This is a genomic window from Streptomyces sp. NBC_01267, from assembly GCF_036241575.1.
GTDB lineage: Bacteria > Actinomycetota > Actinomycetes > Streptomycetales > Streptomycetaceae > Streptomyces.
On sequence record NZ_CP108455.1, the window covers coordinates 3,883,137 to 3,905,563 of the forward strand.

Consider the following 22,427-nt stretch of genomic DNA (forward strand, 5'->3'; position numbering starts at 1 on the left):
AGCCGCAGCCGTCCGGCCGGGTCTCAGACCCCGCGCAGAAGCACCGCCGGTCGCTCCACGCAGTCGGCCACGTACCGCAGGAACCCGCCGGCCGTCCCTCCGTCACACACCCGGTGGTCGAACGTCAGCGACAGCTGCACCACCTGCCGCACCGCCAGCTCCCCTTCGTGCACCCACGGCTTGGCCACGATCCGCCCGACCCCGAGCATCGCCGCCTCCGGATGGTTGATGATCGGGGTGGATCCGTCGACGCCGAACACACCGTAGTTGTTGAGCGTGAACGTGCCCCCGGTGAGCTCGGCCGGGGTCAGGGCCCCGGTCCTGGCCGCCTCCGTCAGCCGTATGAACTCCTCGTTCAGCGACTCGGTGGACCGCCCGTGCGCGTCCCGCACCACCGGCACCATCAGCCCCCGCTCGGTCTGCGCCGCGAAACCCAGGTGAACGGCCGGCAGGCGGACGATCTCCCGGGCCGCCATGTCCACCGTGGAGTTCAGCTCGGGGAAGCGGGCCAGCGCCGCGGTGCAGATACGGGCCAGCAGCGCCAGCACCGAGATCTTCGGGCCGCCCGCCGCGTTCATGGCGGCACGCGTGGCCATCAGCTCGGTCGCGTCCGCGTCGACCCAGCACGTCGCGTCCGGTATCTCGCGACGGCTCCGCGCGAGCTTGTCCGCGACAGCGCCCCGCATACCGCGCAACGGGACACGGCTCGCTTCGGCCCCCGCCGCCGCCTCCCGGCCCTGGAGCGCCACAGCGGCGACAACAGGCGCCGTCGAGCTCACCGGTTTCGACGTCACAGGTTTCGACGTCACAGGTACGGTCGCGGGCTCATCCAGCAGCGCTTCGATCGCCCGGTCGACATCGGACCGGAGAATCAATCCGTCCGGACCGCTCCCGGCCAACGCCCGCAGATCGACCTCGTGCGCGCGCGCCAGCCGCCGCACCAGCGGCGAAATAACAGGAACAGGCCCAGGAGCGGGAACAGGAGCAGGCCCCGGAGCAACGGTCACCCCGGCCGCCGCAACTGCCACCGGCCCAGCACCTGCCGCCTCCGTCACCTGAACGCGGCTCACCCGTACGCGGCGCCTCCGCGCGGTGACCGCCCCGCTGGTTCCGTACCCCACGAGTACGTTCCCCGACGCGTCGTCGCCCGCCGGCTCTGCCGACTGCGCGGTGGGACCGGCCTGCGCAATGTCCTCCGCTCCCGGAGAACCCACGGCCACGGTCAACAGCGGTGCCCCGACCGGCAGTTCCGTCCCTTCCTCACCGAACCGCGCCGTCACCACGCCCCCGTAGGGACACGGCACCTCCACCATCGCCTTCGCCGTCTCGACCTCGACGACCGGTTCGTCGACAGCGACCACATCGCCCACCGCCACCAGCCAGCGCACGATCTCCGCCTCGGTCAGCCCCTCGCCGAGGTCGGGCAGCTTGAACTCGTAGACCTGGGGCATCAGCTGGTCGCCTCCCACTGCAACCGCGCGACCGCGTCGAGCACCCGGTCCACACCCGGCAGATGGTGCCGCTCCAGCATCGGCGGCGGATACGGGATGTCGAACCCGGCGACCCGCAGCACGGGCGCCTCCAGGTGGTGGAAGCAGCGCTCCGTCACCCGCGCGGCAATCTCCCCGCCCGGCCCGCCGAACCCTGCCGACTCATGGACGACGACGGCCCTGCCCGTACGCCGTACCGACGCGCACACCGTCTCGTCGTCGAACGGGACCAGCGAGCGCAGGTCCACGACCTCCAGGTCCCAGCCCTCCTCGCGGGCCGCCTCGGCAGCCTCCAGGCACACGGAGACGGAGGGACCGTACGTGAGAAGCGTGGCGCTGGTGCCCCTGCGTCGCACCACGGCCCGGCCTATCGGCTCCACGGCGGCCGGCGCGTCGGGTGACCACTCGGCCTTCGACCAGTACAGCCGCTTCGGCTCCAGGAACACCACCGGATCGTCCGACGCGATCGCGGCCCGCAGCAGCCCGTACGCATCGGCGACCGTCGACGGCGTGACGACATGGAGCCCCGGAGTCGCCATGTAGTACGCCTCGGACGAGTCGCTGTGGTGCTCGACCCCGCCGATCCCGCCGCCGTAGGGCACCCGCACCACGATCGGCATCGGCAACGCACCCCGCGTACGGTTGCGCATCCGCGACACATGGCTGACGAGCTGCTCGAACGCCGGATAGGCGAATGCGTCGAACTGCATCTCGACGACCGGCCGCAGCCCGTACATCGCCATCCCTACAGCCGCCCCGAGGATGCCCGCCTCCGCGAGGGGGGTGTCCGTACAGCGGTCCTCGCCGAACTCCTCCGCGAGCCCGTCGGTGACCCGGAAGACGCCGCCCAGCGTCCCGACGTCCTCCCCCATGACATGCACGGTGGGGTCCGCCGCCATCGCGTCGCGCATCGCCCGCTGGAGCGCCTGCGCCATCGTGGCGGGCTTCACCGCGACAGTGGTCATCGTCCGTCCTCCGCTTCCAGCTCGGCGCGCAGCTGTTCCGACTCTTCCCGCAGCTGGGGCGTCGGCGAGGCGTAGACCTGCGTGAAGAGATCCATCGGGTCGAGCAGCGGATCGGCGTTCATCCGCTCGCGCAGATCCGCCGCCATCGTCTCGGCGGCCTCCCGCGCGGCCTCCGTCCGCCCCTCGTCGAGCAGCCCGCGGCCGGTCAGATGCCGCTCGACGAGCCGGATCGGGTCGTGCGCACGCCACGCTTCGACCTCGGCGTCCGCCCGGTAACGGGTCGCGTCGTCGGCGTTCGTATGGGCGTCCATGCGGTACGTCACCGCTTCCACCAGCGTCGGACCGCCCCCGGTCCGCGCCCGCCGGACCGCGTCGGACAGCACTTCGTGCATCGCCGCCGCGTCGTTCCCGTCGACCAGCCGACCAGGCATTCCGTACCCCACGGCCTTGTGCGCCAGGGAGGGGGCGGCGGTCTGCTTGGCAAGCGGTACGGAGATCGCGAAGCCGTTGTTCTGGACGAGGAAGACCACCGGGGCCTGCCATACCGCGGCGAAGTTCAGCGCCTCGTGGAAGTCGCCCTCGCTGGTGCCGCCGTCGCCGACCATGGCCAGTGCCACCACGTCGTCCCCGGCCAGCCGCGCGGCGTGCGCCAGGCCCACGGCGTGCGGAAGCTGGGTGGCGAGCGGGGTGGAGAGTGGGGCGATGCGGTGCTCACGCGGGTCGTACCCGGTGTGCCAGTCGCCTCGCAGCAGCGTCAGCGCCTCTACGGGGTCGAGGCCGCGGGCCACCGCGGCGAGGGTGTCCCGGTAGCTCGGGAAGAGCCAGTCCCGGTCCTCCAGCACGAGCGCGGCGGCCACCTCGCAGGCCTCCTGCCCGGTGGAGGACGGGTAGACGGCGAGCCTGCCCTGCTTCGTGAGCGCGGTCGCCTGGACGTTGAAACGCCTGCCGTGCACCAACCCGTCGTACAGCCGGAGGAGCAGCTCCTGACCGATCGCGTCGGCAGCGTCCGTACCGAGCACGCGGTACGGCTCGGGGTCCGGGAGCAGCGGCGCGGGATCGGTACGGAGCTTCCATGCGGGGTAGGCAGTAGCACCGGGCAGCTCTTGGACCGTCATGCCAAACACCTCCTCATCGGAGCGGGGCGGCGCAGCGATGTGTGATGCGCCTCACCTACCGATTGTTCGGTCGAAAGCGCATTTTGGCTACTGACCCCTTCAGCCTGTGGACAAACGGTTCTCCACAGCCTGGGATAGGAGCAGGTCGTCCATGACGGAAAGGTGGGGGCAGGTGCCAGCTGAACAAATGGCCGACGAGGGCGACCGCCCTCCGGCCCGCCCGATCGACGCCATCGACCGGGACATCCTGCAGTTCCTGCAGAAGGACGGCCGCGCCTCGATACGGTCCGTGGCCGATCGCGTCCATGTCTCTCGCGCCAACGCGTACGCCCGTATCAACCGGCTCATCGACGACGGCGTGATCCGCGGGTTCAGCGCCAGGGTCGATCACGAACGCGCGGGCCAGGGCTCCTCCGCGTACATCACGCTCAAAATCGTCCAGAACTCCTGGCGCACGGTCCGCAAGCAGCTCACGGAGCTGCCGGGCACCGCCCACATCGCGCTGGTCAGCGGCGATTTCGACGTACTCCTGCTCGTGCACAGCGCGAACAACAGAGCGCTGCGCGAGCTGGTCCTGACCAGGATCCAGGCGATCCCCGAGGTGCTGTCGACACGGACGCTGCTGGTGTTCGAGGAGACCGATCTCGATCCGGCGAAACCCACGGACACCTCCGGCCCGCCCGGTCCTGCGGGCGGGCCGCCCCCACTGCCCAGGCCCTGACACCTCACACTGCCGGTCACCTCGCCGACGGATCCGGCCGATCGGGCGTCAGCGGGCCGGCCCCACCCGCAGACCTTCGAACGCGAGCTGTACGACCGCCTCGGCCAGCTGCTCCGCGTCGGGACCTGTCCCCTGCGCCGGGCGGTACCACTCGACCAGCGAATTGATCATCCCGAAGAGCAGCCGGGTCGCGAGCCTGATGTCCACGTCGGAACGGAGATCGCCCTCGGACACCGCCGCCTTGAGCAGATCGGCGACCCGCTGGTCGAATTCACGGCGCCGCTCCATCGCCCAGCGCTCGGTCTTCGTGTTGCCGCGCACCCGGAGCAGCAGCGTCACGTAAGGCAGTTCGGCCGTGAGCACCTCGACGGTACGGCGCGTGACGTACTCCACCCGCTGGATCGCGCGCCCCCGCGCCGCCCCCGGCTCCTCCAGTACGCCGAAGAGCCCGTCTATCGCGCGGCTGACCGCCCGCCGCAACAGCTCCTCCTTACCGGCCACATGGTGGTAGATCGAGGACTTGGAGATCCCCGCGGCCCTGGAGAGATGCTCCATGGACGTGCCGTCGTAGCCGCGCTCGTTGAAGACGCGCACCGCGACCGTCAGCAGGGTCTCCGGTGTGTAGGTGTCCCGCTTGGGTGTGCTCATCAGGCTGTCCCGCCCTTCTCCTGATGGACGTACGACTGCCGGTACAGAGCCAGCGACGGCGCATAGCGCCCGCTCGGCACGCGCGCGTGGAGCTCGTCCAGCAGCTCGTGCGCCCAGGCGCGGCCGAGCTTGCGGCCCCACTCGACCGGACCCAGCGGGTAGTTGACCCCCAGTCGCATCGCCGTGTCGATGTCCTGCGCGGACGCGACCCCCTTGGCCAGGGCGTCGGCGGCCAGATCCACCATCATCGCCACGGTGCGGGCGACGATCATGCCCGGGACGTCACCGATGACGCTGACCTTCTTACCGAGGCGCTGGAAAAGGCCGATCGACTGCCTCAGGGTCTCCCATCCGGTGACCTCGGACGCGGACAGCGCGACCCTCGTCGCCGCCCGGTAGTCCAGTGCCAGGTCGAAGTAGACGACATCGCGGAACTCGGCGGACGTCTGGCCGTCGGCCAGCACCAGCTGACCGCCGCTGGGCAGCAGAATCCGGCTCCCGCCGTCCTCGTCCTCCTCACGCACAGCGATTCCGGCCTCGCGGAACATCGCGACCAGCTCCCCGGCCGGTCCGAGGTCGCCCTCCACGGTGATACCGGCCGGGGGCTCGGTGGCCGGGGCGGTGTGCGGCTCGGGACGTACGGCGCCCTCCCCGTACGCGTACCAGCCCCGGCCGCTCTTGCGCCCGTGCCTGCCGGACTCGACCAGGCGGCGCTGCGCCAGCGACGGCCGGAACTTGGGGTCCTGGAAGAACGACTCCCAGACCGATCGGGTGACCGCCTCGTTGACGTCCTGGCCGATCAAATCGGTCAGCTCGAAGGGGCCCATCCGGAAACCTCCGGACTCCCTGAGGACCGCGTCGATGGTGGCCGGGTCGGCGCCCCGCTCCTCGTGCACGGCGAAGGCCTCGGCGTAGAAGGGGCGGGCCAGGCGGTTGACGACGAAACCAGGGGTGTCGGCGCAGCGCACCGGGGTCTTGCCCCAGGCGGCGGCTGTCGCCCACGCGCGCGTGGCGCTCGATTCGTCGGTCGCGAAACCGCTGACGATCTCCACGAGCGGGAGCAGCGGCGCCGGGTTGAAGAAATGCATCCCCACGAAGCGGCCGGGGTGCTTCAGGGGGCCCGCGACGGCGGTGACCGAGAGGGAAGAGGTGTTGGTCGCGAGCAGACAGTCGTCGGCCACGAACTCTTCCAGAGCTGCGAAGAGCTCCTGTTTGACGGGAAGTTGTTCAAGGATCGCCTCGACGACCAGCGCGGCGTCGGCGAGGTCGGCAAGCTCCGCCACCGGGCGCAGCCGGGCGCCGGCCGCTTCGCGCTGCGCCTCGTCCATGCGCCCCTTCTCGACCAGCCGGTCCAGCCGCGCGGCGATGGCTTCGGCGGCCTGCTCCGCGCGGCCCGGAACAGCGTCGTAGAGACGCACAGGATGCCCTGCGACCAGGGCGACCTGCGCGATGCCCTGACCCATCGTGCCGGTGCCGACGACTGCGACGGTGCGGCTCTGCGACAGGGCGGCCGTGTGTGCGGTGGCGGTCATGGGGCGATCTTCCCGTACTGAGTTGTCCACAGTCTGCCCGGACCCCCTTGTCCCGACCGATCGTTCGGTTACTCTAACTCTGACCACCTGTCCTGCGCAGCTCGACGAGGAGTTGTTCCGAGATGCAGCTGACCGAGCTGTCCCAGACCCACCGGCCCACGCTCGACCAGGCCCTCGACGCGATCCGTACGCGTGCGTACTGGTCCCCGCACCCCGAGCACCCCAAGGCCTATGCCGGTGACGGCAAGGCCGCATTCGACGCGTTGCTCGGCAAGCGCCTCGACCTGGGCCAGCCGGGCACCGACGACTGGACCGGCGGCGAAGTCTCGCCGTACGGAATCGAGTTGGACATCAGCTATCCGCACCCGGACCTGGACGTCCTGCTGCCCGCGATGAGCGCCGCGACAGGCTCCTGGCGCGCGGCAGGACCCGAGGCCAGAGCCATGGTCTGTCTGGAGATCCTGGCGCGGATCAGCGCCCGCACGCCCGAGTTCGCGCAAGCGGTGATGCACACCAGCGGCCAGGCCTTCATGATGGCGTTCCAGGCCGGTGGCCCGCATGCCCAGGACCGCGGCCTGGAGGCCGTGGCCTATGCCTTTGCCGAGCAGGTCAGGACACCGTCGGCCGCCGACTGGTCCAAGCCGCAGGGGAAGCGCGATCCGCTGGAGCTGCGGAAGACCTTCACCGCGGTCGGTCGCGGCATCTCACTGCTGATCGGCTGCAACACCTTCCCCACCTGGAACGGCTACCCCGGCCTGTTCGCCTCCCTGGCGACCGGAAACCCGGTCCTCGTCAAACCGCACCCGCGTGCGGTCCTGCCGCTCGCGCTCACGGTCCAGGTGGCCCGCGAGGTCCTCTCCGAGGCCGGCTTCGACCCGAATCTGGTCGCCCTGGCCGCCGAACGGCCGGGGGAGGGAATCGCCAAGTCCCTTGCCGTACGGCCGGAGATCAGGATCATCGACTACACCGGATCGACCGCCTTCGGCGACTGGCTGGAGGCCAACGCCCGCCAGGCACAGGTCTACACGGAGAAGGCCGGGGTCAACACGGTCGTCGTCGACTCCACCGACAACTACAAGGGCATGCTCTCCAACCTGGCCTTCTCGCTCTCCCTCTACAGCGGCCAGATGTGCACCACCCCGCAGAACCTGCTGATCCCGGCGGACGGCATCGCCACGGACGCCGGGCACAAGACGTACGACGAGGTCGTCAGCGATCTCGCGGCAGCAGTGGCCGGACTCCTCGGCGACGACGCCCGTGCCAACGCGCTGCTGGGCGCACTGGTCAATCCGGATGTGAAGGCGCGCCTGGACGCGGCGGCCGGACTGGGCGAAGTGGCCTTGGCATCACAGGAGATCGTCAACCCCGACTTCCCGGACGCGGTGGTGCGTACGCCCGCGATCGTCAAGCTGGACGGCGCCCGGAAGTACTGGGACGGGGCGGACGCCGATGCCGCCTATCTGTCGGAGTGCTTCGGCCCGGTCTCGTTCGCGGTGGCCGTCGACTCCACCGAGGCCGCCCTCGATCTGCTCCGCCGCACGGTCCGCGACAAGGGAGCGATGACCGTCGGCGCCTACACCACCTCGGCCGAGGTGGAGCACGCCGTCGAGGAGGTCTGCCTGGAGGAGTGCGCCCAGCTGTCGCTGAATCTGACCGGCGGGGTCTACGTCAATCAGACCGCGGCGTTCTCGGACTTCCACGGCTCGGGCGGCAACCCGGCGGCGAACGCGGCGCTGTGCGACGGGGCGTTCGTGGCGAACAGGTTCCGGACAGTGGAGGTACGCAGGCAGGCGTAGCGCCTCCGGACAGACGGTGGAGGCGGTGGAGGCGGGCGCGGTTGGCTGCGGGCGGTGGGAGACGCCCGCAGCCGTGCCCCGGGCCTGTCTCGGCTCGGCACGGCCCGGGACAAGCGGCTCAGCCGATCTCGGCGTACCGCTGGACCCAGGCGTGCATGGCGATCGCTGCGGCTGCGCCCGCGTTGATCGACCTCGTCGAGCCGAACTGCGCGATCGAGCAGACCACCGACACGTGCCTCCGTGCCTCCTCCGTCAGCCCCGGTCCCTCCTGCCCGAACAGCAGCACACACCGCCGCGGCAGCTCGGTCCGCTCCAGCGGCACCGCTCCCGGAAGGTTGTCGATCCCGATGATCGGCAGGTTCTCTGCGGATGCCCACGCCGTCAGCGACTCGGTGTCCGGGTGGTGCCGCACATGCTGGTAGCGGTCGGTCACCATCGCACCGCGCCGGTTCCAGCGTCGGCGCCCCACGATGTGGATCTCCTTGGCCAGGAAGGCGTTGGCGGTGCGGACGACTGAACCGATATTGAAATCGTGACCCCAGTTCTCGACCGCCACATGGAAATCGTGGCGCCGGGTGTCCAGGTCCGCGACGATCGCCTCACGCGTCCAGTACCGGTAGGCGTCGACCACATTGCGCCGGTCCCCACCGGCCAGCAGCTCCGGGTCGTACCACTCGCCCTCCGGCCAGGGCAGTGGGTGCGGCCCGACGCCGACCTCGGCCGTGAAGCCCTCGTCGTACTGCGCGGGCTCTTGGGGCCGCACCGGCTCCTCGTACGGAACCGGTTCTTCGGGGGAGATCTCGCTGGTCACCCCACGAGCGTACGGGGCTGATCGCCCTGCTCCCCGTCGGCCGTACGCCGCGGCCCGACCACGGTGGCACCCGCCCGCGCACCCGCTCTCGTACGCGAGGTCAGCAACGCCGCCCGGCCGCCCAGCCACAGCAGGAAACCGGTCGGCAGGAAGACCGCGTCCGCGGCGATCATCGCCATGGAGAAGAACGGCAGCCCCAGCATCACCGCGATACCGGCGTGCTCCAGCATCATCGCGACCAGCAGGAGGTTCTTGACGCGCCGGTTGAAGAGTGTGAAGGGGAAGGCCACCTGCACGATGACCGTGCCGTACGTCAGCACCATCACCATCACGCCGCTGGTCGCGAGCAGCGAGGACAGACCGGGCCAGGGCGCGAAGTAGTGCAGATTCAGCGGGTAGTAGAGGGCGGTGCCGTCCTGCCAGCGAGAGCCCTGGATCTTGTACCAGCCGGCGGTGGAGTAGATCAGACAGACCTCGGCCATGATCACGACAAGGGTGGCATTGTGGGCAAGGTTGGCAACGACATCGAGGAAGGTCCGGGGCTCACCGGGGGCATACCGGCACACCGCCCACCACACCCCCTGGACCAGCCACATTCCCCAGAAGATCAGTTGCCACCCGCCGCTCAGCTTGCCGAGAAGCGTGGCGGCGGCGAGCGCGGCACCGAGCACGACCCACAGCAGCGGTCCCACCCGGTCCGGGGCTCCCGGCAGGGTGCGGTCGGAGTCGGCGCCGTCGGCAGCCTTCCCTGCGGCACGCGCGGCACGGCGCGCGTCGAGCGACCAGACCTGTGAGCAGCGCGTCAGCACCAGATACGTCGCCATGATGTGGATGACGTTGTCACCGCCGTCGCCCACGAAGATCGACCGGTTCTGCAGCGACAGCACGCCGATCATGAACAGTACGGAAGCGACCCGGGTGTGCCAGCCCAGGAGCAGCAGCAGGCTGGAGAGGACGGCCACGGCGTACACCAGCTCGAACCACAGGGTGGAGTCCGACCACATGAGCAGCGTGAAGGCGTGGTTCCCGTCGATCAACTGCTTCGCCATGCCCCAGTCCCACGGGGCGTGCGGCCCGTACAACTCGCGGCGGTGCGGCAGCTCCCGCAGGAGAAAGAGCAGCCAGGTGCCGGAGAAACCGATCCGGACCACGGCGGTCTGATAGCGGCCGAGCGAGGCGGAGGTGATGCGCTGGATACCGCCCGCGATCTTGTTGCTGACTGCTGAGCTCACCGGTCGGCCTCCGTACGGTCCGCTGGGACGACCGTCCACCAGGGCAGAACCCGGTAGGAGGTGCCTGTGTCGATCTTCTCGTGACTCCACGGGGGAGCCTTGAGCGAGGCAGTGGCCGACCGGACCTGTATCCGCTCCACCGTGGAACCCGCCTTCTTCGGTCCGTCGCCCAGTCGCATCACCACGATGCGGCGGATGTAACGCTCCGAGAGGTCCGCCCGCAGGCCGCCCGCCTGATTGTCGTTGGGGTGCGCGTTCGTGTAGAAGTCCCAGGCGCGCCGCAGTTCGTTCTGATCGACATGGCTCGGAAGGATGTTTCCGTGCAGCGCGGCCCCGTCCTCGGCCGAGAGGTCGGTCCAGCCGGTGGTACTGACACCGCCGTCCTTCGTACGGATCTCGGCACGTGCCTGGACCGCGATGTTCTGCTGGAGCGGGTTGGGCGCGAAGAGCTTCCAGTTCTGCTCGAACTCGGGATAGATCCAGTCGTCCACCGCTTTGCCGTACTGCTTGCTCACCGTGTTCGAGGGCGCCACGTGCAGGAACACCATGGCGAGGTGGACGGCGGTCAGCACGCCGATCATCCCGAGCGCGATGGCTGCTGCCACCTGGTACGGGAAGGAGAGCGCGACGATGCCACGCGCCTCGGGCCGCTGCACCGGCTCACGTGACGACACCGGCTCAGGTCTCGACACCGGCTCACATGGCTGATGGGACGCACGTGGCCCATTCGCTTCGGGCACCCCACTGTCGTACGAATCCATCCCGCCCCGATCCTCTTTGACGCCCGACGGTCCCCAGGTCAGTTATCCACAGGGTTGACACCCTAAGGGCCCTCGCCCCACCATTGAAGTCCATGAACCGAACGATCGGTCGGTAGGGGGCTCGCGATGGCGACAGTGGCGTACGGGACGGACGGGGCACCACAGACCCCGGCGGCCCCAAGGGAAGCAACGGCGTCTCAGGCCGCATTCGACGCTGCGGTGGCGTCGGACGAGCGGATCGAGCCGCGCGACTGGATGCCGGACGCCTACCGCGCCTCACTCGTCCGCCAGATGGCGCAGCACGCACACTCGGAAATCATCGGGATGCAGCCCGAGGCGAACTGGATCACCCGCGCACCCTCTCTGCGCCGCAAAGCGATCCTGATGGCGAAGGTCCAGGACGAAGCGGGACACGGCCTCTACCTCTACAGCGCGGCCGAGACCCTGGGCACGGGCCGTGAGGAGTTGCTCGACAAGCTCCACTCGGGCCGCCAGAAGTACTCATCGATCTTCAACTACCCCACGCTGACCTGGGCGGACGTCGGCGCTGTCGGATGGCTGGTGGACGGCGCCGCCATCACCAACCAGGTGCCGCTCTGCCGCTGCTCCTACGGCCCTTACGCCCGCGCCATGGTCCGTGTCTGCAAGGAGGAGTCCTTCCATCAGCGCCAGGGCTTCGAGCTGCTGCTCACCCTCAGCCGTGGCACACCGGAGCAGCACGCGATGGCACAGGACGCCGTCGACCGCTGGTGGTGGCCGTCGCTGATGATGTTCGGTCCGCCCGACGACCAGTCGGCGCATTCCGCCCAGTCCATGGCCTGGAAGATCAAGCGGCACTCCAACGACGAGCTGCGCCAGCGATTCGTGGACATATGCGTCCCACAGGCCGAGACGCTGGGGCTGACGCTCCCCGACCCGGATCTGCGGTGGAACGCGGAACGTGGGCAGCATGACTTCGGCGCCATCGACTGGACCGAGTTCAAGGAAATCCTCAAGGGCAACGGGCCCTGCAACGAACAGCGGATCACCCAGCGGCGCCGGGCCCACGAAGAGGGCGCCTGGGTCAGGGAGGCGGCGACCGCGTACGCCGCGAAGGACCACGCACGCCACGGAGCACCAGGGAAGGCACGCGCATGACCGCCGCATCCGAGAGCGCCACGGGCGCTGGGGACTGGCCGCTGTGGGAGGTGTTCGTACGCTCACGCCGCGGGCTGTCCCACACCCACGCCGGGAGCCTGCATGCCCCGGACGCGGAGATGGCCCTGCACAACGCCCGCGATCTCTACACCCGCCGGAACGAGGGCGTCTCGATCTGGGTGGTCCCCTCGACCGCAGTCACCGCCTCCTCGCCGGACGAGAAGGACTCCTTCTTCGAGCCCGCCGGCGACAAGCCCTACCGCCACCCCACGTTCTACAAGATCCCGGAAGGGGTGCGGCACCTGTGACCGCGGCTCTCGCCCTGGGCGACGACGCACTGGTGCTCTCCCACCGGCTGGGGGAGTGGGCAGGACACGCGCCGGTACTGGAGGAGGAAGTCGCCCTCGCCAACATCGCACTGGACCTGCTGGGGCAGGCGCGGGTGCTGCTCTCCCTCGTCGGCGACGAGGACGAGCTCGCCTATCTCCGTGAGGAGCGTGCCTTCCGCAACCTCCAGCTGGTCGAGCAGGAGAACGGCGACTTCGCGCACACCATCGCCCGTCAGCTCTTCTTCTCCACCTGTCAGCGCCTGCTGTACGAGCAGTTGGCGGCCGGGGACGGCCCGTTCGCCCCGCTGTCCGCGAAGGCCGTCAAGGAAGTCGCCTACCACCAGGACCACGCCGAACAGTGGACGCTGCGACTGGGCGACGGGACAGCGGAGAGCCATGAGCGGATGCAGCGAGGCCTGGACGCCCTGTGGCGCTTCACCGGGGAAATGTTCCAACCCGTCGAAGGGCTGGACGTGGACTGGACAGCACTGGCAGCCGACTGGTCCCGGTCCGTGACCTCCGTACTGGAGCGGGCGACGCTGACGGTGCCGGCGGGGCCCCGGAGCGGGGCCTGGTCCGCGGGGGCCGGCCGGCAGGGACTGCACACCGAGCCGTTCGGGCGGATGCTCGCCGAGATGCAGCATCTGCACCGCAGCCACCCGGGGGCGACATGGTGACCACGACACCGCTCGAAGCGGACCTGCGCCGTCTCGCCGGATCCGTCCCCGACCCCGAACTTCCGGTCCTGACGCTGGAGGAACTCGGCGTACTGCGCGGGGTCGAGATCCTCGGCCCCGGCCGGGTCGAGGTGGAACTCACCCCGACGTACACGGGCTGCCCCGCGATCGAGGCGATGTCCTCGGACATAGAGCGGGTGCTGCACGAACACGGCATACCGGAGGTCTCGGTCCGCAAGGTCCTGTCCCCCGCCTGGTCGACGGACGACATCACCGCCGAAGGACGCCGCAAGCTGGCCGAGTTCGGGATCGCTCCCCCGCGTCCGACCGGTCCGGGCGCCCCGGTCGGAGTCGCCCTGTCCATCCGCTGCCCGAACTGCGGATCGACCGAAACGGAGCTGCTGAGCCGCTTCTCCTCCACGGCGTGCAAAGCACTGCGCCGCTGCACCTCCTGCCATGAACCCTTCGACCACTTCAAGGAGTTGTAGATGTTCCATCCGCTCCGGGTCAGCGCGGTCGAACAGCTCACGGACGACGCGGTGGCCATCACGTTCGCCGTACCGCCGGAACTGCGCGAGACGTTCCGCCACACACCCGGCCAGCACGTGGCGCTGCGTCGGATCGTGCGCGGTACGGAGATCCGGCGTACGTACTCGATCTGCACCCCGGCGCCCGAGCGGGCCGACGAACCCGTCGTCCAGGTGGGGGTGCGGCTGGTGGAGGGCGGTGAGTTCTCGACGTACGCGTTCAAGGAGCTGGCCGTCGGCGACACCGTCGAAGTGATGGAACCGATGGGACGCTTCAGCTTCGAGCCCCGCCCGGGAAGGTTCGCGGCGATCGTCGGCGGCAGCGGCATCACCCCGGTCCTCTCGATCGCCGCGACCCTGCTCATACGTGAGCCGGAGGCGCGGTTCTGCCTGATACGCAGCGACCGGACGGCGGCGTCGACGATGTTTCTCGACGAGGTCGCCGATCTGAAGGACCGCTGGCCCGACCGCTTCCAGTTGGTGACCGTGCTGTCCCGCGAGGAACAGCAGTCGGGGCTGCCCTCCGGGCGGCTCGACCAGGAGCGTCTGACCGGGCTGCTGCCCGCGCTGCTCCCGGTCACGGAGCTGGACGGCTGGTTCCTGTGCGGACCCTTCGGCCTGGTGCAGGGCGCCGAGCGGGCGCTGCGCGGGCTCGGCGTGGCCAAGACCCGTATCCATCAGGAAATCTTCCATGTCGACGACGGAGCGGCCGTCACCGCCGCCCCGCCCGGGGCAGCGGTCCCGTCACACAGCAGGCTGACCGCCACGCTCGACGGCCGTTCGGGCAACTGGCCGGTCCGGGACGGGGATTCGCTTCTCGAAACGGTCCTGCGCAGTCGCTCGGACGCGCCGTACGCCTGCAAGGGCGGGGTGTGCGGGACCTGCAGAGCCTTCCTGGTCTCGGGCGAAGTGCGGATGGACCGCAACTACGCGCTGGAGCCGGAGGAGACCGAAGCGGGATACGTACTGGCCTGCCAATCGCACCCGCTCACACCGGAAGTGGAGCTGGACTTCGACCGCTGACCGCATTCCGTGCGTCGACGGTGTTCCGCTCAGCGCCTCCCTGACCTAATCTGACGCCGCATCAGAAATGGTCGGCGCGGGAGGACAGAGCTGTGGACTTCACCTTCACCGAGGAGCAGCAGGCGGCCGTTGAGGCGGCGAAGGCAGTCTTCTCGGGCGTCGCGCCCGACGGAGTGCCCAGCCCCGCGCTCAGCGCCGGGGCAGTGGCCGAGGACTTCGACCGGGCACTGTGGGGCAAGCTGGCGGAGGCCGACCTGCTGAGCCTCGTGCTGGACCCCGGGTACGGCGGGGCAGGACTCGGACCGATCGCACTCTGCCTGGTACTGCGCGAGGCCTCCCGGGTGCTGGCCCGGGTGCCCCTGCTGGAGACCAGCGCGGTCGCCATGACCGTACAGCGATACGGAGACGCCGAGTTGAGCGGTGAGATCCTGCCCGCCGTCGGCCGCGGCGAGCTGGTCCTCACCGTCGGGGCCAACGGCCGTACCGGCCACGACCCCGCCGAACTGGCCGTCACCGCCCGCCGGGAGGACGACGGCTGGGTACTCGACGGAGTGCAGACAGGTGTTCCCTGGGCGCAGACCGCGGACCGCGTCGCGGTACCCGCCCACACCGGCGCGGGCCACCCGGTGATCGCCCTCGTCCCCCGCTCCGCGCAGGGAGCCGATCAGCCGGGGATCACTCTGGCCGAGCAGTTCTCCACCAACGGAGAACGCTTCGCCGAGGTCCGGCTGGAATCCGTGCGCCTCGCGGACCGCGACGTCATCGACGCCGACGGCGCCTGGGAGTCCCTGCGAGACCTGCTGACCACCGGGACCTGCGCGCTCGCGCTCGGCCTGGGCGAGGGCGTGCTCACCATGACCAGCGCCTACACCAGCAAACGGGAGCAGTTCGGTTTCCCGGTCGCCACCTTTCAGTCGGTCGCTGTCCAGGCCGCCGACCGGTACATCGACCTCCGCGCCATGGAGGTCACGCTCTGGCAGGCCGCCTGGCGCATCTCCACCGGTGCGAGCGGGGCGCTTCCCGCGGCCGGTGACATCGCCGTGGCCAAGATCTGGGCATCCGAAGGCGTACGCCGGGTCGTCCAGACCGCGCAGCATCTGCACGGCGGCTTCGGCGCGGACACCGACTACCCGCTGCACCGCTATCACGCCTGGGCCAAACAGCTGGAGCTCTCACTCGGCCCCGCCGCGGCCCACGAGGAAGCGCTGGGCGATCTGCTGGCCGCCCATCCCCTCGGCTGATCCAGCGGTCCCGGACCTCATCGGCCCCAGACCTCATGGGCCCCGGCCAGACCAGAAAGCCCCGGTCAGACCACGAGGGCCCAGTCAGAACACGAGGCCCCGGCCAGACCACGAAGTCCTCTGGTCAGACCACGAACGCCGGGCCTCCGCCGTCCGCCACCATCGGACGCCCGGCGCTCTCCCAGGCAAGCATCCCGCCGTCGACGTTCACCGCGTCGATGCCCTGCTGCACCAAGTACTGGGTGACCTGCGCGGAACGGCCACCGACCCGGCAGATCACGAAGGCCTTGCCGTTCTCGGCCACGGCCTCCGTCACTTCACCGAAGCGCGCCACGAAGTCGCTCATCGGAATGTGCAGGGCCCCTTCGGCATGCCCGGCCGCCCACTCGTCGTCCTCCCGGACATCCAGTACCAGCCCGTCAGCCGGCACCGCCGCGACATCCACCTGGGGCAGCGGGGCGAAATTCATGGGTCATGCCTTCTCTCGTACATGCACGGCAGGGTCACCGGGAACGCTACTGCACCATCTCCGCCAGCTCGGCCTCTCGCTCGGAGACCTGTGCCAGCAACTGCTCGGCGATCTCCTCCAGCAACCGGTCGGGGTCGTCGGGCGCCATCCGGAGCATCGCTCCGATCGCACTCTCCTCCAGTTCATGGGCGACCAGGGACAGCAGCTCCTTGCGCTGGGAGAGCCATTCGAGCCGGGCGTAGAGCTCCTCGCTCTCGCTGGGCGCGGCAGCTTCCTGGACCGGACCGGCCGCCCACTCCTCACCCAACTCCCGCAGTACGGCCTCGTCCCCACGGGCATACGCGGCGTTGACCCGCGTGATGAACTCGTCCCGCCGGTTCCGTTCCGCGTCGTCCTGCGCCAGATCGGGATGCGCCTGGCGGACCAGCTCGCGATAGAGCTTGCGGGCCTCCTCGCTGGGCCGTACCCGCTTGGGCGGCTGCACCGGCTGCTCGTTCAGCATGGCCTGGGCCTCGGGCGACATCCCGTCCGGGTCGATCCAGTCGTGGAACAGCTCGTCGACACCGGGCATGGGCATCACGATCGCCCGCGCCTCCTGCGCCTTGCGCAGATCCTCCGGGTCACCGCTGCGCGCCGCTCTGGCCTCGGCGAGCTGCGCATCGAGCTCGTCCAGACGCGCGTACATGGGACCGAGTCTCTGGTGGTGCAGCCGGGAGAAGTTCTCCACCTCCACCCGGAACGTCTCCACCGCGATCTCGAACTCGATCAGCGCCTGCTCGGCGGCGCGCACGGCCTTCTCCAGCCGCGCCTCCGGCCGCTGCTCGCCCATGGGCTGCTCGCTCTGCTCGTCGTTCCGGGTCGTCGTTCCCCCGGTGGCATCCTCCGTCACCCGGCCAGCCTACGGGCGCCCTCCGCTTACCCGTCACAGTCCCGGTCCGGCGGGCGTCCGCCCCTGCCGCGCGTACCCGGTCACCGCCGGACCGCGTACCTCTGCGCCCAGGGCACCCCGCCCGCGAACACCACCACGGCCAAGGCGGCTCACACCGCGACCGCTTCCCCCAGCTCTTCCTCTTCCTCGGCTTCGGTCGCGACCTCGGCTTCCTTCGCCGCCACTTCTTCCCGCTGCCCGGCACCACCCGCTCCCGCAGCCGGTCGGACGGCCGCCTTCCGCCGACCCGCCTCGGCCAGTCCTGCCGCGCCCGTCACTACCAGACCGGCGAGCAGCCAGAAGACCAGCACCAGCACGTTGCCGCCGAGCCCGTGCCCGCCGAAGTACACATGGCTGCGCACGCCCTCCACGAAGCCCGCACCGTTCCAGAAGGAGTGCAACGCCCCGAAGAAGCCCGGCTGGAGCTCGGGCCGGAAGATCCCGCCGGAGCTGGTGAAGTTGAGCATCACGAACAGCACCATCACGCCGAGCGTCGTCCACCGCTTCAGGAAGGTGTGCAGGCCCACGCCGATGAGCAGAATGCCCGCAGAGTAGATCCATGCCATGGCCCAGAGGCCCCCCAGCCCGTGGTCGACCAAGTGGAACACCGGACCTGCGAAGGCGGTACCGATCGCGCTCACCACCAGAGACATCCCGGAGGCCAGCAGCGCCCTGACACGCAGTGGCAGGACCGCACCGGCTCCGCCGATCACGGCGACCGAGGCGTACGAGCCGATGCTCAGCGCGACCAGCAGGAAGAAGATGCCCTGTCCGGTCGGATCGCCGTTCGCGGTCGGCGCCACGTCGGTCACCTCGAGCGGCTCACCCTGCTCGGCTGCGACCTGCGTGAACACCTTCTCCACCACGGTGGCCGTGGTGTCGGACGCCGCGGACGCGACGACCAGTTCGGGTGCCTTGCCGCTCGGCACGAAGGCGCCGTAGATGTCCTGGTCCTTGAGCTGCTGGACGGCGGAGTCGCGGTCGGCGACCGTACGGACGGTGAGCGCGCCGTCTCCCTTGTCCTGCAACGTCTGCGCGAGGACCTGGGCGCTCGGCCCCGAGCCCACCACGGCGACGCGCAGGTCGTGCGGCTGCGGGGCGTGGAAGGCCCCCAGGTACGCGAGTCCCATCCCGATGCACATCAGCAGCGGTGTGACGAGATGGCCGAGGACATGGCGCAGCGCGGCCCCCGTACTGACGGCTCCGTTCGTGGGGCCTACGGACATCGGACACCTCTCCAGGTAGTTGGCTTTTGCAACTCTTAATTGAGTTGTACTATACAACCAATATTCAGGAGGGGAAACCATGACCGGCAAAGATCCGCAGGGACACGATGCGTCCGTCGACACCATCCAGCGCGAACTGACCGCGTTCGCCCGGCGCGCCCGCGCGACGGCCGCCCGCCTCCACCCGGAGCTTCCACTGGTCTCGTACACCTTGCTGGCGCACATCGACGACAGCCAGGGCTGCCGTGCGACCGACCTCGCGGCCCACTACATGCTCGACAAGTCCACGATCAGCCGACAGCTCGCGGGCCTGGAGAAGCTCGGCCTGGTCGAACGCCGCCCCGCCCCTGACGACCAGCGCGTCCAGGTCCTCCATCCCACCGAGGCGGGCACCAAGATGCTCGCCTCGACCCAGGGAAGCCGACGCGCGGCCGTACGCGACCGCCTGGCCGACTGGAGCGAGGAGGACCTCGATCGCTTCGCGGCCTATCTACTGCGTTACAACTCGGCGGAGTTGAGCCAGGACCTGCCATAGCGCCTACGGCTGAAGCCCCACCGACCCCGACCCACTACCCCGGCCTGCCGCCCCCGGACCGACCTCCCCTAGCAGGGGCCTTTCCCGACCGGCAGATACGCCTCCGACCACTTACCGAGCTCATGAAGAGCGGGCCCGAGCGCCCGGCCCGCCTCCGTCAGCCGGTACGAGACCCGCAGCGGAGGCCCTTCGTCGACCTCGCGCACAAGCAGTCCCGCCACCGCGAGCTCGGTCAGCCGATCGGAGAGCATCCGCTCACTGATCCCCGGGATCGCCCGCCGCAGATCCGCGAAGTACACCGGCTGCTGCATCAGCACGGCCACGATCAGGCCGGTCCAGCGCTTGCCCAGCAGTTCGAAGACGCGCGTGATCGCCCCGCCGACCTGCTGGCACGCCTTCTCACCGTGTTCCGCCATGTCTTCAGAGTACTGAGTGCCGACCCCTCCTCGAAGGGCTGCGGAAAAGTAAGGGACTATGCTATTTATAGGTACGCATGATTTTTAGGACCATGCTTCCCGACGCATCCACGGAGAACCTCATGGCTACCCTTCTGCATATCGACTCCGCCGTCTTTCCGCAGGGTTCCGTGTCCCGAGAGGTCACAGCCGCCTATGTGAACGCCTGGCGCGAGCAGCACCCCGACGGCACGGTCGTCTACCGCGATCTGGCAGCCGACCCGCTGCCGCACCTGGACGCCGCCAGTACGGCCGCAGGCGCCGAGGCCCCGCTCCGCGCCGAGCTCGCCACCGAACTCGCCGAAGCCGACGCCGTACTGATCGGCGCCCCCATGTACAACTTCACGATCCCCTCCACCCTCAAGGCATGGCTCGACCACGTGATCATCGTCGGCCACAACGCGGGCGGCGCGGAGAGCCCGCTGGCCGGCACCCCGTTCACCGTGGTGGCCAGCCGTGGCGGCTCGTACGCGCCCGGCACGCCCCGCGAGGGCTTCGAGTTCGTGCAGAACTACCTGGAGAAGCTGCTGACGGGCATGTTCGGCGCCGAAGTCGACTTCATCGTGCCCGAGTTGACCCTTGCTGCCTCGCAGCCCGCCATGGCCGACCTCATCCCGCTCGCCGAGGCCTCCCGCGCCAAGGCCCTCGATGACGCCGCCTCGAAGGCCAAGGCGCTCGCTTCACGCCTCGCCGCCTGACGGACCGGCCCACGCAACAGGCCGGGAAACGTGAAACCTCCGCGCGGCCTTCGGGCCAGGCGGAGGTTTCACGTGAAACGTAGTGGTCAAATCACCTCAGGATCAGGCCCGTTGGCGCTTTGACCCGTTGCCCGTTGGCCCGTTGCCTCATTCCGGATTCCGGCCTGCCCGGAAAAGACCGAACCGATCAGGTCCTAGAGGTCGAACTCGGCCGGGGCGATCCCCACGGCGAAGCACGCCTCACGGACCACAGCCCGCTCGGTCGCGTCGAAGTCGCCGTCGGCTCCGCCGATGACGATGCCGATCTGGATCACAGCGCGGGCCTCGGTCGGCTTCTTGCTGACCTTGCCGATGGTCTGCAGGATGCTGACCTTGCCGAAGTCGAAGTCGGCGGTCAGCTTCTGGCAGTAATCGTTGAAGCGCTGCTGAAGGTCGTCAGCGGAGAAGTTCTGCAGCACCTCGTTCGACCCGATGAGGGAAGCGACGCGCTGACGCTCGGAGGCGTCGATGGATCCGTCGGCCGCAGCGACCAGTGCGCACATCGCCATGCTCGCGTCGCGGAACGCCCCGCTCTTGAGGTCGTTCTTCTTGGCATTGAGCTGCGTCTGCATCGTCGACGCCGAGTCCTTGATGCGGTCCCAGAGAGCCATACGAATTACTCCTGTTTTCGGTGCGGTGCGGTGAAGTTGAGTACGGTGCGGTGAAGCCGGGTGGCGAGCGGTGAAGCCGGTTGGCGAGCGGTGGAGTGAGCTGCCGTGGCGCAGCATCGGCTCCGCCAGCAGCACCGACTCCATCAGCGGCGTCGTCGGAACCGCCGGCGGCCTGGCGTCCGGGCCCCCTGGATCAGACGCTGACGCCGAAGTCAGCGGCGATGCCTGCCAGGCCGGAGGCGTAACCCTGGCCCACCGCACGGAACTTCCACTCCGCACCGTTGCGGTAGAGCTCGCCGAAGACCATCGCCGTCTCCGTGGAGGCGTCCTCGCTCAGGTCGTATCGGGCGATCTCGGCCCCGCCCGCCTGGTTGATGACGCGGATGAACGCGTTGCGGACCTGACCGAAGCTCTGGCCACGCCCCTCCGCCTCGTGGATCGAGACCGGAAAGACGATCTTGGTGACCTCGGCGGGTACCGCAGCAAGGTTGACCTTGATGGACTCGTCGTCGCCCTCACCTTCACCGGTGAGGTTGTCGCCCGTGTGCTCGACGGACCCGTCCGGGCTGGTCAGGTTGTTGTAGAAGACGAAGTGCCGGTCGGAGACGACCTTCCCGGAGTCGTTGCACAGCAGCGCACTGGCGTCCAGGTCGTAGTCCGCACCCGTCGTCGTACGCACGTCCCAGCCGAGGCCCACCACGACGGCGGTCAGGCCGGGCGCCTCCTTGCTCAGCGAGACGTTTCCGCCCTTGGCGAGGCTCACACCCATGTTGCTTCCCTTCTCGAATCCACAAGCCGGCGATCCACCAGCCGGCGATCCACCAGCCGGTCGAATCCACAGGCCGACGAATCCACCCGTCCGGAACCACCGGCATCCGCTGCCGGTTCCGCTACTGGTTCCGGTCCCCGTTCCGATTCCCGGACCAGCATCTGAAATCTACAGCACTGTAGATTTCACGTCGGGAAGGCCGCACTGCCGCTACCCCCGCTGGATACGATGGCCGAACACCCGGCGAGGCACCGAGCGAAGGAGTCCGCGGCATGGGCGGAGAGAAGGACAGCCGGGCCCCCGGCCCGCGTGCCCGCAGACGAGGACAGGGCGAACTCGAGGCCCAGGTCCTGTCCGTGCTCGGTACGGCCCATGAACCCGCCACGGCCGCCTGGGTGCAGGAGCAGCTGGGCGGCGGCCTCGCCTACACCACGGTCATCACCATCCTGACGCGGCTGCACGAGAAGAAGGCCGTCAGGCGAACCAGTACCGGGCGCCCCATCCTCTGGGAGCCGGTGGCCGACGAGTCCGGTCTCGCGGCCCTGCGGATGCGGCAGTTGCTCGACAAGCAGGAGAACCGCGGCGCGGTGCTCTCCAGCTTCGTCTCCGCCCTCTCCCTCGACGACGAGCATCTGCTGCGCTCGCTTCTCAACGAGACCTCCGACGCCCCGACGGACGAAGCGGAGAGCTGA

25 protein-coding genes are annotated in these 22,427 nt (G+C 69.4%); 11 read left to right on the forward strand and 14 right to left on the reverse strand.

The window, feature by feature from the left end:
- Positions 1 to 23: 23 nt before the first annotated feature.
- From OG709_RS17835 to pdhA, 3 genes are read right to left on the reverse strand one after another with little or no spacing between them, the layout of a single operon-like run.
- The gene (locus tag OG709_RS17835; RefSeq protein ID WP_329166895.1) at positions 24 to 1,451 is read right to left on the reverse strand and encodes a dihydrolipoamide acetyltransferase family protein; all 1,428 of its coding nucleotides are present in this window, start codon (positions 1,449 to 1,451) and stop codon (positions 24 to 26) included.
- Entirely contained in the window at positions 1,451 to 2,455 is a 1,005-nt protein-coding gene (locus OG709_RS17840) for an alpha-ketoacid dehydrogenase subunit beta (protein ID WP_266641979.1), read from the reverse strand. Before OG709_RS17840 ends, OG709_RS17835 begins: the two co-directional genes overlap by 1 nt.
- Positions 2,452 to 3,570, reverse strand: coding sequence for a pyruvate dehydrogenase (acetyl-transferring) E1 component subunit alpha (pdhA, locus tag OG709_RS17845; RefSeq protein ID WP_250302406.1), 1,119 nt, complete (start codon positions 3,568 to 3,570; stop codon positions 2,452 to 2,454). Before pdhA ends, OG709_RS17840 begins: the two co-directional genes overlap by 4 nt.
- Positions 3,571 to 3,721: 151 nt before the next feature.
- Between pdhA and OG709_RS17850 the strand changes: the two genes are divergently transcribed.
- Positions 3,722 to 4,291 carry an Lrp/AsnC family transcriptional regulator gene (locus OG709_RS17850; protein WP_374211301.1) on the forward strand — a complete coding sequence of 190 codons (570 nt, stop codon included), beginning with the start codon at positions 3,722 to 3,724 and terminating at the stop codon, positions 4,289 to 4,291.
- 48 nt (positions 4,292 to 4,339) lie between these two features.
- On the opposite strand, the gene OG709_RS17855 is transcribed toward OG709_RS17850, so the two are convergent.
- Positions 4,340 to 4,939 (reverse strand): TetR/AcrR family transcriptional regulator, encoded by a 600-nt coding sequence (locus tag OG709_RS17855; protein ID WP_250302405.1) that lies wholly within the window; start codon positions 4,937 to 4,939, stop codon positions 4,340 to 4,342.
- On the reverse strand, positions 4,939 to 6,471 hold the full coding sequence (locus OG709_RS17860; RefSeq protein WP_266641976.1) for a 3-hydroxyacyl-CoA dehydrogenase: 1,533 nt from the start codon (positions 6,469 to 6,471) through the stop codon (positions 4,939 to 4,941). The genes OG709_RS17855 and OG709_RS17860 overlap by 1 nt, the downstream gene beginning before the upstream one ends.
- A gap of 122 nt (positions 6,472 to 6,593) precedes the next feature.
- On the opposite strand from OG709_RS17860, the gene paaN reads away from it, so the two are divergent.
- Positions 6,594 to 8,267 (forward strand): phenylacetic acid degradation protein PaaN, encoded by a 1,674-nt coding sequence (paaN, locus tag OG709_RS17865; protein ID WP_250302403.1) that lies wholly within the window; start codon positions 6,594 to 6,596, stop codon positions 8,265 to 8,267.
- Positions 8,268 to 8,385: 118 nt separating this feature from the next.
- Here paaN and OG709_RS17870 read toward each other — a convergent pair whose 3' ends face one another.
- The 3 genes from OG709_RS17870 to OG709_RS17880 are packed head-to-tail and all read right to left on the reverse strand — an operon-like array spanning position 8,386 to position 10,984.
- The gene (locus OG709_RS17870; RefSeq protein WP_374211300.1) at positions 8,386 to 9,078 is read right to left on the reverse strand and encodes a TrmH family RNA methyltransferase; all 693 of its coding nucleotides are present in this window, start codon (positions 9,076 to 9,078) and stop codon (positions 8,386 to 8,388) included.
- A complete protein-coding gene (locus OG709_RS17875) occupies positions 9,075 to 10,349 on the reverse strand; it encodes an HTTM domain-containing protein (RefSeq protein WP_401275457.1) in 1,275 nt (424 codons plus the stop codon). The genes OG709_RS17870 and OG709_RS17875 overlap by 4 nt, the downstream gene beginning before the upstream one ends.
- Positions 10,307 to 10,984: a DUF5819 family protein gene (locus OG709_RS17880; protein WP_374211299.1), complete on the reverse strand. Its 678-nt coding sequence runs from the start codon at positions 10,982 to 10,984 to the stop codon at positions 10,307 to 10,309. Before OG709_RS17880 ends, OG709_RS17875 begins: the two co-directional genes overlap by 43 nt.
- A gap of 213 nt (positions 10,985 to 11,197) precedes the next feature.
- Between OG709_RS17880 and paaA the strand changes: the two genes are divergently transcribed.
- From paaA to OG709_RS17910, 6 genes are all read left to right on the forward strand, one after another.
- Positions 11,198 to 12,208, forward strand: a complete 1,011-nt coding sequence (paaA, locus tag OG709_RS17885) for a 1,2-phenylacetyl-CoA epoxidase subunit PaaA (protein WP_250302400.1) — start codon at positions 11,198 to 11,200, stop codon at positions 12,206 to 12,208.
- Positions 12,205 to 12,516 (forward strand): 1,2-phenylacetyl-CoA epoxidase subunit PaaB, encoded by a 312-nt coding sequence (gene paaB, locus OG709_RS17890; protein WP_250302399.1) that lies wholly within the window; start codon positions 12,205 to 12,207, stop codon positions 12,514 to 12,516. Before paaA ends, paaB begins: the two co-directional genes overlap by 4 nt.
- Positions 12,513 to 13,214 (forward strand): 1,2-phenylacetyl-CoA epoxidase subunit PaaC, encoded by a 702-nt coding sequence (gene paaC, locus OG709_RS17895; RefSeq protein WP_250302398.1) that lies wholly within the window; start codon positions 12,513 to 12,515, stop codon positions 13,212 to 13,214. The genes paaB and paaC overlap by 4 nt, the downstream gene beginning before the upstream one ends.
- On the forward strand, positions 13,208 to 13,702 hold the full coding sequence (gene paaD, locus OG709_RS17900; RefSeq protein WP_250302397.1) for a 1,2-phenylacetyl-CoA epoxidase subunit PaaD: 495 nt from the start codon (positions 13,208 to 13,210) through the stop codon (positions 13,700 to 13,702). Before paaC ends, paaD begins: the two co-directional genes overlap by 7 nt.
- Positions 13,703 to 14,764, forward strand: a complete 1,062-nt coding sequence (locus OG709_RS17905; protein ID WP_250302396.1) for a 2Fe-2S iron-sulfur cluster-binding protein — start codon at positions 13,703 to 13,705, stop codon at positions 14,762 to 14,764.
- A 92-nt stretch (positions 14,765 to 14,856) separates the two neighbouring features.
- On the forward strand, positions 14,857 to 16,005 hold the full coding sequence (locus tag OG709_RS17910) for an acyl-CoA dehydrogenase family protein (protein WP_250302395.1): 1,149 nt from the start codon (positions 14,857 to 14,859) through the stop codon (positions 16,003 to 16,005).
- A gap of 124 nt (positions 16,006 to 16,129) precedes the next feature.
- Here OG709_RS17910 and OG709_RS17915 read toward each other — a convergent pair whose 3' ends face one another.
- The 3 genes from OG709_RS17915 to OG709_RS17925 all read right to left on the reverse strand — a co-directional run bounded on the left by OG709_RS17915 (position 16,130) and on the right by OG709_RS17925 (position 18,628).
- Complete coding sequence (locus tag OG709_RS17915; protein ID WP_250302394.1) at positions 16,130 to 16,474, reverse strand: rhodanese-like domain-containing protein; 345 nt, start codon at positions 16,472 to 16,474, stop codon at positions 16,130 to 16,132.
- Positions 16,475 to 16,520: 46 nt separating this feature from the next.
- Positions 16,521 to 17,303, reverse strand: a complete 783-nt coding sequence (locus tag OG709_RS17920; protein WP_308409491.1) for a hypothetical protein — start codon at positions 17,301 to 17,303, stop codon at positions 16,521 to 16,523.
- Between the two features lie 209 nt (positions 17,304 to 17,512).
- Complete coding sequence (locus tag OG709_RS17925; RefSeq protein WP_329166906.1) at positions 17,513 to 18,628, reverse strand: hypothetical protein; 1,116 nt, start codon at positions 18,626 to 18,628, stop codon at positions 17,513 to 17,515.
- 79 nt (positions 18,629 to 18,707) lie between these two features.
- On the opposite strand from OG709_RS17925, the gene OG709_RS17930 reads away from it, so the two are divergent.
- A complete protein-coding gene (locus OG709_RS17930) occupies positions 18,708 to 19,163 on the forward strand; it encodes a MarR family winged helix-turn-helix transcriptional regulator (RefSeq protein ID WP_250302391.1) in 456 nt (151 codons plus the stop codon).
- Positions 19,164 to 19,231: 68 nt separating this feature from the next.
- Here the strand turns inward: OG709_RS17930 and OG709_RS17935 are convergent, their stop codons facing one another.
- Positions 19,232 to 19,579: a winged helix-turn-helix transcriptional regulator gene (locus tag OG709_RS17935; RefSeq protein ID WP_250302390.1), complete on the reverse strand. Its 348-nt coding sequence runs from the start codon at positions 19,577 to 19,579 to the stop codon at positions 19,232 to 19,234.
- Positions 19,580 to 19,701: 122 nt separating this feature from the next.
- Between OG709_RS17935 and OG709_RS17940 the strand changes: the two genes are divergently transcribed.
- Positions 19,702 to 20,316 carry an FMN-dependent NADH-azoreductase gene (locus OG709_RS17940; protein ID WP_250302389.1) on the forward strand — a complete coding sequence of 205 codons (615 nt, stop codon included), beginning with the start codon at positions 19,702 to 19,704 and terminating at the stop codon, positions 20,314 to 20,316.
- A 194-nt stretch (positions 20,317 to 20,510) separates the two neighbouring features.
- On the opposite strand, the gene OG709_RS17945 is transcribed toward OG709_RS17940, so the two are convergent.
- Positions 20,511 to 20,966: a tellurite resistance TerB family protein gene (locus OG709_RS17945; protein ID WP_250302388.1), complete on the reverse strand. Its 456-nt coding sequence runs from the start codon at positions 20,964 to 20,966 to the stop codon at positions 20,511 to 20,513.
- Positions 20,967 to 21,159: 193 nt separating this feature from the next.
- Positions 21,160 to 21,735, reverse strand: coding sequence for a TerD family protein (locus tag OG709_RS17950; protein ID WP_250302387.1), 576 nt, complete (start codon positions 21,733 to 21,735; stop codon positions 21,160 to 21,162).
- Between the two features lie 272 nt (positions 21,736 to 22,007).
- On the opposite strand from OG709_RS17950, the gene OG709_RS17955 reads away from it, so the two are divergent.
- Positions 22,008 to 22,427: a BlaI/MecI/CopY family transcriptional regulator gene (locus OG709_RS17955; RefSeq protein ID WP_266641969.1), complete on the forward strand. Its 420-nt coding sequence runs from the start codon at positions 22,008 to 22,010 to the stop codon at positions 22,425 to 22,427.

Bases quoted from the DNA above. Each gene is read 5' to 3' on its own strand.
- OG709_RS17835 (WP_329166895.1), bottom strand. From the start codon at position 1,451: ATGCCCCAGGTCTACGAGTTCAAGCTGCCCGACCTCGGCGAGGGGCTG.
- OG709_RS17840 (WP_266641979.1), bottom strand. From the start codon at position 2,455: ATGACCACTGTCGCGGTGAAGCCCGCCACGATGGCGCAGGCGCTCCAG.
- pdhA (WP_250302406.1), bottom strand. From the start codon at position 3,570: ATGACGGTCCAAGAGCTGCCCGGTGCTACTGCCTACCCCGCATGGAAG.
- OG709_RS17850 (WP_374211301.1), top strand. From the start codon at position 3,722: ATGACGGAAAGGTGGGGGCAGGTGCCAGCTGAACAAATGGCCGACGAG.
- OG709_RS17855 (WP_250302405.1), bottom strand. From the start codon at position 4,939: ATGAGCACACCCAAGCGGGACACCTACACACCGGAGACCCTGCTGACG.
- OG709_RS17860 (WP_266641976.1), bottom strand. From the start codon at position 6,471: ATGACCGCCACCGCACACACGGCCGCCCTGTCGCAGAGCCGCACCGTC.
- paaN (WP_250302403.1), top strand. From the start codon at position 6,594: ATGCAGCTGACCGAGCTGTCCCAGACCCACCGGCCCACGCTCGACCAG.
- paaA (WP_250302400.1), top strand. From the start codon at position 11,198: ATGGCGACAGTGGCGTACGGGACGGACGGGGCACCACAGACCCCGGCG.
- paaB (WP_250302399.1), top strand. From the start codon at position 12,205: ATGACCGCCGCATCCGAGAGCGCCACGGGCGCTGGGGACTGGCCGCTG.
- paaD (WP_250302397.1), top strand. From the start codon at position 13,208: ATGGTGACCACGACACCGCTCGAAGCGGACCTGCGCCGTCTCGCCGGA.
- OG709_RS17905 (WP_250302396.1), top strand. From the start codon at position 13,703: ATGTTCCATCCGCTCCGGGTCAGCGCGGTCGAACAGCTCACGGACGAC.
- OG709_RS17915 (WP_250302394.1), bottom strand. From the start codon at position 16,474: ATGAATTTCGCCCCGCTGCCCCAGGTGGATGTCGCGGCGGTGCCGGCT.
- OG709_RS17920 (WP_308409491.1), bottom strand. From the start codon at position 17,303: ATGGGCGAGCAGCGGCCGGAGGCGCGGCTGGAGAAGGCCGTGCGCGCC.
- OG709_RS17925 (WP_329166906.1), bottom strand. From the start codon at position 18,628: ATGTCCGTAGGCCCCACGAACGGAGCCGTCAGTACGGGGGCCGCGCTG.
- OG709_RS17930 (WP_250302391.1), top strand. From the start codon at position 18,708: ATGACCGGCAAAGATCCGCAGGGACACGATGCGTCCGTCGACACCATC.
- OG709_RS17935 (WP_250302390.1), bottom strand. From the start codon at position 19,579: ATGGCGGAACACGGTGAGAAGGCGTGCCAGCAGGTCGGCGGGGCGATC.
- OG709_RS17940 (WP_250302389.1), top strand. From the start codon at position 19,702: ATGGCTACCCTTCTGCATATCGACTCCGCCGTCTTTCCGCAGGGTTCC.
- OG709_RS17945 (WP_250302388.1), bottom strand. From the start codon at position 20,966: ATGGCTCTCTGGGACCGCATCAAGGACTCGGCGTCGACGATGCAGACG.
- OG709_RS17950 (WP_250302387.1), bottom strand. From the start codon at position 21,735: ATGGGTGTGAGCCTCGCCAAGGGCGGAAACGTCTCGCTGAGCAAGGAG.
- OG709_RS17955 (WP_266641969.1), top strand. From the start codon at position 22,008: ATGGGCGGAGAGAAGGACAGCCGGGCCCCCGGCCCGCGTGCCCGCAGA.